The following is a 13,886-nucleotide window of genomic DNA, read 5'->3' as shown; positions in this document are numbered from 1 at the left end:
CGAAATGTTCTTGCGCCTTTGGGTTTCCCAACACTCAATAATTTTAAGCAAAAAAAAGAAAAAGATGTAAAATTATTCCTGCTTCTGGGGCTGATTATTGGAGGTAAAGAATTTCTGTTTACCAATCAGCAGTTCAAAAAACAGTCTGAAATCCGAAATTAAAGACCATAAAGGATATTTAAAAGTAGCCGGTTTATTTCTCTCAATCACAGCATGACTGAACCAGGCAAATCCATATCCGAAAATTGGGATATACCAGAGAAACCTTTCCTTTCCTGAACTGATCACATATCCTATAACGAAAAATACGAGCAGTGTTCCGATAAAATGAAAAATCCGGGTTCCTGTTTTACTGTGTTCGGTAAGGTAAAACTGGTAAAATTCTCTGTAGGTTTTAATTCTTTCAGCCATGGTGGGTTAGTTTATTGATTCTATTGAAGTTAAAGCAATAATTCGGCCGATTTTTTGGAGCGTAAAAACAAAAAAGGCAAAATCGCAAATCAGTCTGTTCAAATGTTCAACTTTTTTGCCATTTTGCCTTTTCGCAGTTTGCTAATATTTTTAGCTATTCTTTAATTCTTTTCCAAGTTTACTGTTTTTGTATCCGTAGCAGAAATAAATAACCATACCGATCAGGAACCACATTCCGAACCAGAACCAGTTTTCATGGCTCATTCCCGTAAGAAGATACAGACATGAGCTTAACCCAACCAATGGAATCAATGATAAGTTCTTGATAAAAGCTACCACACATAAGATAAGGTTGATGATAATAAAGAAGAAAATAGAAGCTCTGAATTCTCCTTCGCTAGGATCTGACCAGTTCATCAGGTTGTCAAAAAATTCCGGCTGCCATTTGTAGAAAGCTAACAAACCACCAATGAAAACAACAGGGAAAATAATTTTACCATTCACATATGGAAGGTGAAATCTACCCTTAATTTTCTCTTTCGCCGGAAGCATAAGTACTCCCGCACATACCAATACAAATGCGAAAATAGTTCCGATACTTGTAAAATCCAGGATAAATGTTTTATCTGTGAACAGGATTGGAATCCCTACTACAATTCCGGTAACAATAGTTGCGTAAGACGGGGTTTTATATTTTGGATGTACCTTCTGGAATCTCTGAGGCATCAGTCCGTCACGGCTCATTGCATACCAGATTCTCGGCTGTCCCATCTGGAAAACCAATAGTACAGTGGTAATAGCAACAATAGCAACGAAGGAAACTACAAGCTCCATCCAGGCTACATTAGCATTTGTTTTTTCAAAGATGAATGAAAGCGGATCTCCCACGCCGTCAAACTTTTTATAATCTACCATTCCTGTAAGTACAAGCGTTAATGCAATATAAATTACGGTACATAATACAAGAGAGATGATCATTCCTTTTGGTAAGGTTTTCTGTGGATCTTTAGTTTCTTCAGAAAGTACACTCAAGGCATCAAATCCAATATAAGCAAAGAATACTCCGGATACTGCACTCATTACCCCGGCAAAACCGTTTGGCATAAATGATGGAGTTCCGGTAGTAGGGCTTATTGGGGTCCAGTTTTCAGTGTTTACATAAGCGAAACCTACAAGAATTACCAATATAATCACTGCCAGTTTTAAGATTACCAGAGAGTTGTTGAAGTTTTTACTTTCTTTTACTCCTACATAACAAAGCCAAGTGATTAAACCGTTGATTACCAATGCGGGAATGTCTACAATGAATTTCAAGCTTCCAATCAATGGTGCTGTTTTCCAGGCGTTTAGCAGTTCTTTGTTTTCTGAACCATATTGAACCGCTTTTCTTGCTTCAGTATAGCTGCAGGTCAGATAATCAGGGATATGCATTCCAAGACGACCTAAGAAACTCGTGAAATAATCTGACCAGGAAAACGCTACGTAAATATTTCCGAAAGAGTATTCCATGATCAGAGCCCAGCCGATTATCCAGGCAATCAGCTCACCAAAACTGGCGTAGGCATACGTGTAGGCAGAGCCTGCGGTAGGTATTCTGCTGGCAAATTCAGCATAGCATAAAGCGGTAAACCCACAGGCAAAACCACAAATCAAATATAAAAGGATGACACCGGGACCTCCTCTGAAAACGGCCTCTCCCAAACTGCTGAAACTCCCAGCTCCAATAATAGCCGCAATACCAAAAAATACAATGTCCCATACTCCCAAGACTCTTAAAAGCCCCGTTGAAGTATCTGTATCTGAATAGATTTTTCTTCTAAAAAGTTGACTCATTCAATAACTATATTTGATTTGAAAAAAAGCAAATGTAATGATTTTTTATTTTGATGTTAACAGTTGTTAAGAACATTTAGGTAAAAATGCTCAAACAAAAGGTTTTAGTCTTTATAAACAGGTATTTCCACATAGCTGTCGTTATACCATTTTATTTCCAAAGGTTCCCCGGCATCTTTTACAGTTTCATCACTTACATTTTTTCCTGTCCCATAATTGACCTGCCAGTTTTTATTTTTATTAACTCCTACCAATAAGACCAGTTTACTTCCTTTTTCTATTTTTTTGCTCATAAAAAATGAATTTTTGATCGGGATCTGCTCCTTTTTGCCGGGCTTAAGCAGATGACGTTTGGAATTGTTTTTTGCATAGCTGGCTCGGGTAAGGTGTGTAGATAGTAAAAATATCTTACCATCCGGCTGTACCTGATATAATGAGGTTTTAGGGTCAAAATCCTTCTTATTAATGGAAACATTAAATACTCCGGATAAATTTCCGCTTACAATGATATCTTTGTCCAGAATTTCACTTTCAAAATAAACAGAATTGGTTACATATATACTGTCCTGTTTGCTTACTCTATGATAAAGATATTTTGGATTTCTGTCTTTAAAGTCAACGGTCTGTTTGGTAAATTGCTCAGTTCCGGGTTTTTCAAAAACTGAAGAATCGTTTTTACGATCCTGAAGATAAAATTTAAGAGAAGACGTGTGCATTTTATCAAGTGTGGGAACATGTTTCCATGTATTACTGTTCATGATCTGAAAATTGACTTTATCTTTCAGAAGTTCCGGTTTTTTGCCATCCTTCAGAATATAATCGAACCATGAAAAAGCAAGTTTATCAATACTTATTCTGGCTACAGGATCTATGAGTAGATTTCCATAGCCGTAAACATAAACATAATTGTATCCATAACTTTGAGCTGCTGCATGATCATAGGGTCCTATCACTAAATAGTGGTTAGGATTTTTGTTGTATTTGCGATGTTCTTTATAATAATACAGTGCTCCGATCTGATCAGCATCATAATAGCCTGTAGTCGTTAAAACAGGAATGTTTATTTTGGCAAAATCTTTTTTATAAGGAACCATGTTTTGCCAGTATTTATCATAACCGGGATGATCCAGCCATCTCTGGAAAATTTTATTGGGCTTCCCGCTTAATGAATCCAAGGCTCTGAATGATCTGCCGCTTTTGTACCATGCCGTATTGATAGAATCCCATTTTGTATCATTATTAAAGCTTGCTTCATCAGTCAGCTTATTATTGGTGACATAGTGAATCCACTGGAGCATATAGCCCTTGAATACATTATTTTGAGAAGGATAATCTATTCCGATTCCTACCGAAACCTGAGGTACAATGGTTTTTAATGCAGGGTGTAGTTTTTTGGCAGCTGCCCATTGGCTGAATCCTAAATAACTTCCGCCTATCATTCCTACTTTACCATTGCTCCATGGTTGTTTGCTTACCCAGTCTATGACCTCATAAAGATCCTGAGCTTCATCTTCAAACGGATTATTGGGGTCATTGCTGTCTCTTTTTCCACGAGTATTGACCACAGCTCCTACGTAATTGTAAACTGCGGCTCTTTTCCCCATCCCTGCATCTACAAATTCTCCTGCATAAATGTTATTGGTAAGGATAACGGGAAGAGGAGACGTGTTTTCTTTTTTTCGTACAATCGTAATGGTAAGTTTTGTTCCTTTTTTTAAAGTAAGGATTTGGGTTTCGATAATGAATTTTTCCTGCTCCTTTACTTTAAACAACTGCATAATCTGGGGTTTGATGCTTGAGTAGGTCTTATAATTGACATAGTTTTTACACAAAGCCAGAGCGGAAGCATAGTCTATACTATCCTTATCTTTTTGCTTGTCAAGTGATGCTTTCAGCGTTTTTTTATGATCCTTTACATCTGAATCAATATCCAGCGTGGGTCCTACTTTAGCAGTCAGTGTCTCGGGTAAACTTTCATATCTTGTAGTAAAGGCCCGTTGAAGAGCATCGGGAAACGGAATTTTTTCATCCTTTTCCACCAGCTTAGCCATACTGTAGATTTCATGAGCAAGATGTTTGTTCCCTGCCATGTTATGATCTGCATATTCCTTACGATAATCAGTTATACTTACAATAGAATTTTTGTAATCTTTTGCAGCGAGCTGTAAACGAAACAGGTTATCTAAAAAAGTAAGCGTATATTTTGGTTTGTTTTTAGGAGATTGATATTCAGTAATCACCTTTAGAGCAAGTTCCGGAATTTGTTTGTCCAAAATTACAGAATCTGTTGCTGCTGTTTTCGGAAAGTAAAATTTCTGGGCCTGCATTAAGTTAACAAAAACTAATGCTACGAGTATTTTAAATTTCATTAATGATGTGTTTTGAGCTGCTGATGCAAAAGTATCACATCAAAATGTGTTTTTTGATCATTGATTACTCAGTTGGTTATTTTTTAGCCGACTAAAATAAGAATTTTTATCATTAAAGGATGAAACAATCTCATTGCCTTTTTTATCGTATAAAGTTTTCCGGAACTCGTTTAAACAAAAGTTTTAGTCTTTATAAACAGGTATTTCCACATAGCTGTCGTTATACCATTTTACTTCCAGGGGTTCCCCGGAATCTTTTATCGTTTCATCACTTACATCCTTGCCCGTCCCGTAATTGATCTGCCAGTTAGGATTTTTATTAACGCCGACCAATAATAACAGTTTACTTCCTTTTTCTATCTTTCTACTCATAACATATGAGTTGTTAATCGGGATTTGTTCTATTTTATTGGGCTCAAGAAGCTGTCTTACTTCATTGTTCTTTGCATAGCTGGCTCTCACAATATGAGTGGATAATAACGAGGATTTCCCGTCCGGCTGAATCTGGTACAGATAAGTATCCGTATCAAAATCTTTTTTGTTGATGGAGACATTGAAGAATCCGGACAGATTTCCACTGATGATCATATCCTTATCCAGTACTTCACTTTCAAAAACAATGGAAGTAGTCGTCTTTATACTGTCTTTTTTGCTGACCTTGTAGTAAGTGTCCTTCAGATCTCTGTTTTTAAAATCAACAATTTGTTTTGTGAAACTTTGGGTTTCCGGCTTATTAAACACTGAAGGGGTGTTTTTCTTGTCCTGAAGGTAGAATTTTAAAGTTGAGGTATGCATTTTATCAAGATCAGCAACATGTTTCCACGTATTGGTATTCATCACCTGAAAATTAATTCTGTCTTTTAAAATTTCCGGCTTTTTGCCTCCTTTCAGAATATAATCAAACCATGAAAACGCAAGATCGTCAATACTTATTCTGGCCACCGGATCAATAGGACTGCCGTTCACATAAGTGAAGCCGAAACTCTGTGCTCCTCCGTGATTGTAAGGACCTATTACCAGATAATGGTCCGCATTTTTATTGTATAGATGGTGTTGCTTAAAGTAATATAACGCTCCGATTTGATCATCATCATAATATCCGGTTGTCGTCAGAATAGGAATGTTTATTTTAGAAAAATCCTCTTTGTAAGGAACCATTTTCTGCCAGTACTCATCATATGCCGGATGATCCAGCCATCGTTGAAAGATTTTGCTGGTTTTCCCGCTTATTGTGTCCAAGGCTCTGAATGATTTTCCGCTTTTATACCATTCTGTATTGATTAAATTCCATTTTGCAAAATTGCCAAAGTCTACTTCATCCGTAAGTTTGTTGTTGGTGACATACTGTATCCACTGCAGCATATAGCTCATAAAAATATTATTCTGAGCAGGATAATCAATCCCGATTCCTACAGCAACCTGTGGTACAATCGTCTTTAATGCCGGATGCAGTTTTTTGACAGCTGCCCATTGGCTGAAACCTAAATAACTTCCGCCGATCATTCCTACTTTTCCGTTGCACCATGGCTGTTTGCTTACCCAGTCTATCACTTCATAGATATCTTCTGATTCATGCTCAAAAGGATCATTTACATTATTACTGTTTCTCTTGCCGCGGGTATTGACTACAGCTCCTACATAATTATACGTAGCCGCTCTTTTTCCAAAGAATTCATCAAATAGCCCTGCATAAATATTATTGGTAAGAATAACAGGAAGTGGTGAAGTGTTTTCTTTTTTTCGGACAATGGTAATCGTCAGGGTATTCCCGTTTTTTATCTTAAGATCTCTGGTTTCAATAATGAATTTTTCCTTATCCTTTGACGCCAGCAGCTGCATCACCTGAGGTTTGATGCTGGAATAAGTTTTATAGCTGAGATAACTTTTACATAATGATAGAGCGGTTTTGTAATCAATACTGTCTTTGTTCTTTTGCGCGTCCAGTATTTCCTTCATTTGTTTTCTGGATTCTCTTACATTGCCGTCAACCGCAAGAGGCAGTCTGGGAATCAGTTTTTCCGGGAGGCTTTCATATTTTTGGTTAAATACTTTCTCAAAAGCATTAGGAAAAGAGATATTGCTTTCCTTTTGTGCCAGTTTAGCCATGCTGTACAATTCAAACCCGATATATCTATAATCTCCCATATGATGATCGGCAAAGAGATTGCGGTTTTCTGACAGAGAAGCCAAAGAATTTTTATAATCCTGGGCTACCATCTGTAAACGGAAAAGATTGTCCAGGAGGTCGACCTTGTTTTCCGGTTTATTTTTTTCGGATTGAAGTTGGGGGATTACTTGCCGTGCAAGTTCCGGCATCTGTTTTTCCAGTATAAGAGAGTCTGTTACGGCGGTCTTTGGAAACTGAAATTTTTGTGCCTGCATCAGGTTGACAAAAATTAATGCTAAAAGTATCTTAAATTTCATGTGATGGTGTGTTTATGGTATGTTTTTAGCTGCTGTTGAAAAAGTATTCAACTTAAAATATGTTTTTTGATAACTTATTATTAAAATTGTTTACATTTTATCAGACGAAAGTAGTAAATTTTATCATTGAATGGTGAGAAAATTTTCATTGTTGTTAATTTGCTATTTAAGCCTAATAAATCTGTTAAAACTTGCTTAAACAATAAGTTTTTAATATTTTCGTTAACTTATTTAGACTAATTTTCTTATATCAAGAAGAATGAAATCAAAAAAAATACTTTTAGCGGCTGCGGTCATTTACTTCGGAATCTCCGATGCTCAACAGTCCCAATATTTTACCCAGAAAGAAAATTACAGGTTTAATCTAGCCGAAAATCTTTATCAGACCAAAATATACAACGCTTCTCAATACGAATATGCAAGACAATATTTCTACAATCAGAATTTGTCCCGTTCAAAAAAAGAAGGCGCACAATTTTTTGATAATGTGATCGGTGTGATTCTTCAGAAAAATCATGCTGAAGAAGGGTTAACAGCTTTCATGAAAGAATATCCGAATTCAGCTTATTTTGCGCAGGCTAATCTTCCACTGGCAGATTACTACCTTGCAAAAAAAGATTTTGATAAAGCTTTGGAGACTTTGAAAAAAGTAAACCAGTATCAGCTTTCAAAAGAAGAGAATACACAGTATATTCTGAAGCTTGGATATGCAAAATTCATGACGGGTGATTCTAAAGGAGCTACCGATGCTCTGGAAGAAGCCTACAAAACAGCGGATCAATCCCAAAAGGGAGATATCGCTTACATGCTGGGGCATTTATATTACAGCAACAGACAAAATGATAAAGCTTTCCAGTATTTTGATTCTATAAAGGATCAGGATAAGTTCTCAAAACTGGTACGTCCTTATTATGTACAGATGTATTACAATGATAAGAATTACGATCAGGCAATTACAGAAGGAACGGCTCTATTGAACGAAAATATTTCAGATTCTTATAAAGCGGAAGTTCATAAGATCATAGGAGAGAGTTACTTCATGAAGAATGATTATACTTCTGCCTATCCGCATTTGAAAGACTATCTGAGTGTTCAGCAGAACCCTTCTGAAAACGATTTGTATGAGATGGGATTTGTGGCTGCACAGCTGAAAAAATATGATGAAGCGGTTTCTTATTACAACCAGCTTCTGAACAGCAACTCTGCTTTAGCACAAAATGCTTACTACCAGTTAGGAAATGCTTACCTGGCAGTTGACAAAAAACAGGAAGCTCTTTCTGCATTCCGTTCTTCTTACCAGATGGATTATGATGCAAAAGTGAAGAAACTGGCTCATGAGCAGTATGCTAAATTAAGTTACGATATCGGAAACCCGTTTGAAAGTCCTTCTGCGGTTATTCAAAGTTATATCAACGAAAATCAGAATGGTGCCAATGCCACAGAAATGAGGTCGCTGTTGGTGAAATCATATCTGTATTCCGGAAATTATAAAGAAACTCTGAACGCGATTGACAGATTGCAGAGTTCCACTCCTGAGATCAACAAGGTAGACCAGGAGGTTTCTTATTTATTGGGGACTGAAGAATTCAACAAAGGAAATTATGATGAAGCTGAGAAATATTTCTTAAGAAGTCTTGGTTTCAATATCAATAAAGAATTTAACAGCAGAGCTTTATACTGGCTGGCACAGGTGTATTACCAGAAAGGAAATTATCCGTCTGCCATTGCCCGTTATGAAAAGCTTCTTACCGAAAACTTCCCTGAAAAGCAGCAGCTGCCCTATGATTTAGGATATGCTTATTTTAAATCCAAGAAATTTGACCAGGCGGCTACTTATTTCAAACAATATCTTATCAATCCGAAACCGGAGTTTAAAAATGATGCAGAACTTCGTCTTGCAGATATTCATTATGCCAATAATGACCTGAACGAAGCGATTGCCATCTATGATAAGAATGAAGATGCAACGGACTATACTTTGTACCAGAAAGCAATGGCTTTAGGATTCAAAGGAGATACTCAGGCGAAGATTAACAACCTTAAAAACCTTTTATCAAAATATCCGGATTCTGAATATTATGATGATGCTCAATACGAAATTGGAACAGCCTATGCTGCTCAGGATGATTTTACGAACTCCAATGATTATTTCGGAAAAGTAATTAAAGGTTCTGCTGATAAAGATTTAATTGCTAATGCTTCAATCTACAGAGCACAGAACTACATCGACCAAAACCAGAACGATAAAGCGCTTTCTGAACTGAAATCTTTGGGTGAGCAGTATAAAAATACAGCCTATGCTCAGAAAGTTGTTCAGGCTGCAAAACCTATCTTCACGAAAAACGGAGATGTTTCAGGATATGAAACTTTCGCAAGAAATATTGGGGTGAATGTGGATACTGCAGAAATTGATGAAATCAATCTGTCAACAGGTAAACAATTGTTTGCGAAGAAAGATTATAAAAACGCAATTTCTTACTACGAAAAGTACCTTACACAGAACCCAACAGGGGAAGGATTGTACCAGGCGAAGTATGAATTGGGAGAAAGTTATTATCAAACCAATAATTCAACTAAAGCTTTACTTGTGCTTCAGGAAGTTGCTGGAATTCAGAACGATTACCAGGATGATGCACAAACTCGTTTAGCTCAGATCTTTATTGCACAAGGGAATACAGCAGAAGCTAAAAAGTACCTTGAAGGCATTAAAAACTCTTCTAATATCAGCATTAAAAATTATGCAAATGTTGAACTGATGAAGCTGTATGCAGAAGAAAATAATTTCTCTGAAGCTGAAAAATTAGCCAATGCCGTAATCGCCAATTCTAAAAACTCAGCAGCTGTTATTGAAACGGCGAAAGTGATCAAAGCAAGAAGTCTGATGAATTCAGGAAAAGATAAAGATGCACAGTCTGCCTATTCTTCTCTTGAAAAATCATCCAACACTTCTGTAGCCGCGGAAGCTTTATATGCAAAAGCATATTATCAGAACAAAGGGAAAGCATTCAAGTCTTCTAATGAGACGATCTTTAAGCTAGCCAATAACTATGCATCAGAAGAATTCTGGGGAGCAAAAGCGTTGGTGTTGATGGCGAAAAACTATATTGGCCTGAAGGACAATTACCAGGCAAGTTATACCTGTGATCAGATCATTGCAAACTATAAGGATTTCCCTGAAATTGTTGCAGAAGCAAAAGAAGTTAAAAAACAGATTAAGAAATAGTACATGAAGGTTTTTAAAATTGCTGTTTATTCTTTCTTAGTTTCGGCTTCACTCTGGAGCTGCATTCCAGCGTACAGTGCATATCCTAAAGAGTATAACCGCGCAAAAGCTGATTTTCCTAAGCAAAAGGCTTTTGTAGTGAATAAAGACCTTAAGAGAGAGTTTGAGATTTTAAAACATTCTGATATTTATGAAATCGTGGAAGACAGTACCCATGCAGCTAAAATCACACTGCATCCGATGCTGACCCGTACTCCTCCTTGTGGGAATCCTATGATAGGAAGTATGCTTACAGTGGGGTTATTGCCTTCAGGATTTCCGTATGATATTTCTTACAGTTATGATGTAGCGGAGAACAGTACAACGAAAAATTATCAATACAAATTACAAGTTTATCAAAGCCTTTGGCTGTTTAATATATTCAGACTAGGGAGAACTTTTTCAAAACAGTCAGGGAAAGCTTTATTAGGCAATTATATTGCTTCCAATAAGTAAAACCCGTTATATATTTTTTTCAAATAAAGAAAATATGAACAAGAAGATTCAAATATTATCCATATTATTTTTAGGAATTTCGTCAGTGGCGTTTTCCCAGATCAAGGAGGAAAAACTGGTTCTTAACAAAAAGAGAGAACCGGAAGTGAAGAAGATCGAGAAGAAGAAGACTTCTGTGGAAACCATTAAAAACTATCCGCCGGAAGAAAAATCGCAGACTCCTGTGAAATATACCATCACAGATGTTCCTGCTGTTTCTGATTTTAAAACTTCAACAATTCAGGGGGAAGATGTTGCTCCGAAATTTGACGGAACCGCTCAGAATAATTACTTCCAGTTCGGAATGGGGAATTACGGTAAAATCTTAGTAGATGGAAACATCTCCAAGACCCTCGAAAATAAATTTGAAGTAGGAGCTGATGTTCATGTGCTTTCTACCAATGGTCTTAAAAAAGAGTATGACTGGAAATCCGGGCAGACTTCGGCAAATATTGGCGCTTTCCTGAACTCTTACGGAGAAAAAGGAAAATTCAATATTAATGCTGAATATGGCTTGGATAACTATAATTATTATGGGATCTATGCGATGCAGCCGACTGGTGAGCTTGATCTGAAACAAAAGGTAAACCAGTTTAAAGTAAACGGTTACTATGATTTTTATTCTAATGAAATCTTAAATGATGTAAGGGTGAAATCATCATTCCTGAAAGATCATTTTGATGCTCAGGAAAACCAGGTTTCCATTCTTGCCAACTTTTCCAAGCATGCCGTGGAATTAGGAAAATCAGGAATCAATCTGAATGCTGATCTGGGCGTAGGATTGGATGCTGTGAAGACCGATTTTGCGATCAGAGATAAAAACTCTTCTAATTTCTTCAATACCAGCCTGACTCCGAAAGTGACGTTCAGAAAAGGAGATTCCTACTTAACATTAGGTTCTTCATTCTCTTTCCTGAATGCTAAAAACTCCAATGATCAGCTGGAACAGCAGAAAAATAACAAAACCTATTGGTTCCCGCAGGCAGAATTTCAGTTTGCAGCAGCCAAAGAATTCAAATTCTATGGTGGGGTAGACGGAGGTCTGAAACTGAATACGTACGGAGATATGCTGCAGACGAATCCATTCATCCTTTCTGACCAGTTTTTAAAGCCTACAGAGACGAAATATCATTTTTATGTAGGATTGAGAGGAGATATTGACGAAACGTTGAAATACGACTTCTCTGCAGGGTACGGAAAGATGAGAGATATTATGTTCTTTAAGGCTAACGGTCTTTTTGATAATACCTCTGTTAACCGTTCTGCCTATAATTTTGCCAATACATTCTCTGCAGTATATGACGATGGAAATGTAAGCGATATCAAAGGTAGCGTACAGTATTTCCCGTTAGCAAACCTGATTTTAGATGCAGAATTAAGGTTTACCAAGTATGATCTTAAGAATTACGACAATATTTATAACGTTCCATTGTTCAATGCGAGCATCGGGGCAAAGTATACCATGCTTGACAAAAAGCTATTGTTAGGATTTAAAGGAATCTTTGCAAGTGACAGAACAACAAACTCTTATGCGATCGAAGGAGTAGGCGCTCCGAATGTAATTTTCCAGTCTACGGAGAATACAAACGACAAAGTTGGTGGTTATGCTGATTTAAATCTTTCTGCGGAGTATAAAATTCACAAAAATTTCAGTATTTTCGCACTCGGAAATAATCTTCTGAGCTCAAAATACCAGACGTACAAAGGATATAAAGTCCTGGGTGCACAGATTCTGGGAGGAGTGAAAATTACTTTCTAGTATAAATAATGAGTAATTAATAATAAACTATATTTGTATACTTATTATTAATTACTCATCAAAATGGCTTCGTAGTTCAACTGGATAGAATATCGGATTTCGGCTCCGAGGGTTGGGGGTTCGAACCCCTCCGAAGTCACAAGGCTTAAACCAATCTTATAGATGGTTTAAGCCTTTTTTATTTATTAATTAGTAACAAAAAAATTCTATTGCGAAATCATTCTTTCTTTATTCTTCAACAAAATTTTGAGCTGACTTTACAACAGATATTTTACCACCAACAGAACATTGACAGGTAGAGCAATCTAAGAGTTCTTTTTTACCTTCAATTTCAAAATCAGAGGTGTTGTCCCACTTAATAGGAGAAGGTGAACATGAAGACCTTAAAACACTACAAAAACCAAAAGGTTTAATGTTGGTATTAGGTTGTTTATCCTCTTCCGTAGCCTGTAGCTTTCCCTCAATACTCATAAATGATTGACTGGTTACTGTGAGTGGAGCAGGTGAAGCTCCTTTGTCGCATTTTAGTTGGGTTTTATCCGTGATATATTGAGGCATTATAAAAGATTTTAAGTTGTCTTTTTGTCCATAGTAATTTTCATGATTATTTTGATGAAGATAACAGAGTAACAATTTTTTCAAAATTATTTTCTTTAGCAATGTCTAACGCAGTTTTACCATCACTATCTTTTATTGAAATGTCAGCACCTGATAAAACTAAAATTTTTACAGAATCATAATTATTATTATTTACAGCATAAATCAAAGCTGAATTTTTTAAATTGTTTTGCGCATTAATATTAACACCTTTGTCTATTAGAAGTTTAAGAATATTACTTCGATTATTAATAGCGGCTACCATTAATGAGGTTGTTTTATTGTTATCAACAATTTTAACATCTGCATTATTTTTAATTAAAAGTTTGGCAATGCAATCTTTTTTGTCATTATTACATGTTTTTACTTTAATTTGTTTTTTTTGTGAGTTCATTTGAGCAACATCTATAAGTTGAGGTTCTAATTTTTGTTCACAAATTGACAACGCATTAAAAAGAGGCGGGCCTATAGATTTTCCATTATAAAATTGTACTATATTGGGATTTGCTTTATTTTTTAAAAGTATTTGCACGAATTCAATATCTCCACGTGAAGATGCTGTTCCTAAAGGAGAGTTTCCAGACTGAGATATACAATTTATATTTTTTGAAAGAAGTTGTTTGAATTCTTTACTGTTATTTTGAATAATTGCATTACTCAGTTTGTCACATTCAGAAATCTGAGCATTAACTATTACGTAGAAAATACAACTTATTATTAACAAGAATTTCTTCAT

Annotated in this window: 9 protein-coding genes and 1 tRNA gene; 4 read left to right on the top strand and 6 right to left on the bottom strand. The window is 36.2% G+C overall.

Annotated features, from left to right (window positions below):
- Positions 1 to 72: 72 nt before the first annotated feature.
- The 4 genes from FN817_RS12275 to FN817_RS12260 form a co-directional block, all read right to left on the bottom strand.
- Positions 73 to 411, bottom strand: coding sequence for a DUF962 domain-containing protein (locus tag FN817_RS12275; protein ID WP_142718172.1), 339 nt, complete (start codon positions 409 to 411; stop codon positions 73 to 75).
- Between the two features lie 150 nt (positions 412 to 561).
- Positions 562 to 2,244 (bottom strand): APC family permease, encoded by a 1,683-nt coding sequence (locus FN817_RS12270; RefSeq protein ID WP_142718171.1) that lies wholly within the window; start codon positions 2,242 to 2,244, stop codon positions 562 to 564.
- Between the two features lie 104 nt (positions 2,245 to 2,348).
- On the bottom strand, positions 2,349 to 4,613 hold the full coding sequence (locus FN817_RS12265; RefSeq protein WP_142718170.1) for a CocE/NonD family hydrolase: 2,265 nt from the start codon (positions 4,611 to 4,613) through the stop codon (positions 2,349 to 2,351).
- A 183-nt stretch (positions 4,614 to 4,796) separates the two neighbouring features.
- Complete coding sequence (locus FN817_RS12260) at positions 4,797 to 7,037, bottom strand: CocE/NonD family hydrolase (RefSeq protein ID WP_142718169.1); 2,241 nt, start codon at positions 7,035 to 7,037, stop codon at positions 4,797 to 4,799.
- 259 nt (positions 7,038 to 7,296) lie between these two features.
- On the opposite strand from FN817_RS12260, the gene FN817_RS12255 reads away from it, so the two are divergent.
- The 4 genes from FN817_RS12255 to FN817_RS12240 all read left to right on the top strand — a co-directional run bounded on the left by FN817_RS12255 (position 7,297) and on the right by FN817_RS12240 (position 12,692).
- A complete protein-coding gene (locus FN817_RS12255; RefSeq protein ID WP_142718168.1) occupies positions 7,297 to 10,260 on the top strand; it encodes a tetratricopeptide repeat protein in 2,964 nt (987 codons plus the stop codon).
- A 3-nt stretch (positions 10,261 to 10,263) separates the two neighbouring features.
- Positions 10,264 to 10,755 (top strand): hypothetical protein, encoded by a 492-nt coding sequence (locus FN817_RS12250; protein WP_142718167.1) that lies wholly within the window; start codon positions 10,264 to 10,266, stop codon positions 10,753 to 10,755.
- Between the two features lie 34 nt (positions 10,756 to 10,789).
- Positions 10,790 to 12,553 (top strand): TonB-dependent receptor, encoded by a 1,764-nt coding sequence (locus FN817_RS12245; RefSeq protein WP_142718166.1) that lies wholly within the window; start codon positions 10,790 to 10,792, stop codon positions 12,551 to 12,553.
- A 65-nt stretch (positions 12,554 to 12,618) separates the two neighbouring features.
- Positions 12,619 to 12,692: transfer RNA gene (locus FN817_RS12240), tRNA-Arg, on the top strand.
- A gap of 89 nt (positions 12,693 to 12,781) precedes the next feature.
- Here the strand turns inward: FN817_RS12240 and FN817_RS12235 are convergent.
- Both FN817_RS12235 and FN817_RS12230 read right to left on the bottom strand, forming a co-directional pair.
- Positions 12,782 to 13,111 carry a DUF4280 domain-containing protein gene (locus FN817_RS12235; protein ID WP_142718165.1) on the bottom strand — a complete coding sequence of 110 codons (330 nt, stop codon included), beginning with the start codon at positions 13,109 to 13,111 and terminating at the stop codon, positions 12,782 to 12,784.
- Positions 13,112 to 13,157: 46 nt separating this feature from the next.
- Positions 13,158 to 13,886 (bottom strand): ankyrin repeat domain-containing protein, encoded by a 729-nt coding sequence (locus tag FN817_RS12230; protein WP_142718164.1) that lies wholly within the window; start codon positions 13,884 to 13,886, stop codon positions 13,158 to 13,160.

This window comes from Chryseobacterium rhizoplanae, from assembly GCF_900182655.1.
GTDB lineage: Bacteria > Bacteroidota > Bacteroidia > Flavobacteriales > Weeksellaceae > Chryseobacterium > Chryseobacterium rhizoplanae.
This window is presented reverse-complemented; position numbering and strand designations above follow the sequence as displayed.

Coding starts and splice junctions, on each gene's coding strand:
- FN817_RS12275 (WP_142718172.1), bottom strand. CDS start 411: ATGGCTGAAAGAATTAAAACCTACAGAGAATTTTACCAGTTTTACCTT.
- FN817_RS12270 (WP_142718171.1), bottom strand. CDS start 2,244: ATGAGTCAACTTTTTAGAAGAAAAATCTATTCAGATACAGATACTTCA.
- FN817_RS12265 (WP_142718170.1), bottom strand. CDS start 4,613: ATGAAATTTAAAATACTCGTAGCATTAGTTTTTGTTAACTTAATGCAG.
- FN817_RS12260 (WP_142718169.1), bottom strand. CDS start 7,037: ATGAAATTTAAGATACTTTTAGCATTAATTTTTGTCAACCTGATGCAG.
- FN817_RS12255 (WP_142718168.1), top strand. CDS start 7,297: ATGAAATCAAAAAAAATACTTTTAGCGGCTGCGGTCATTTACTTCGGA.
- FN817_RS12250 (WP_142718167.1), top strand. CDS start 10,264: ATGAAGGTTTTTAAAATTGCTGTTTATTCTTTCTTAGTTTCGGCTTCA.
- FN817_RS12245 (WP_142718166.1), top strand. CDS start 10,790: ATGAACAAGAAGATTCAAATATTATCCATATTATTTTTAGGAATTTCG.
- FN817_RS12235 (WP_142718165.1), bottom strand. CDS start 13,111: ATGCCTCAATATATCACGGATAAAACCCAACTAAAATGCGACAAAGGA.
- FN817_RS12230 (WP_142718164.1), bottom strand. CDS start 13,886: ATGAAGAAATTCTTGTTAATAATAAGTTGTATTTTCTACGTAATAGTT.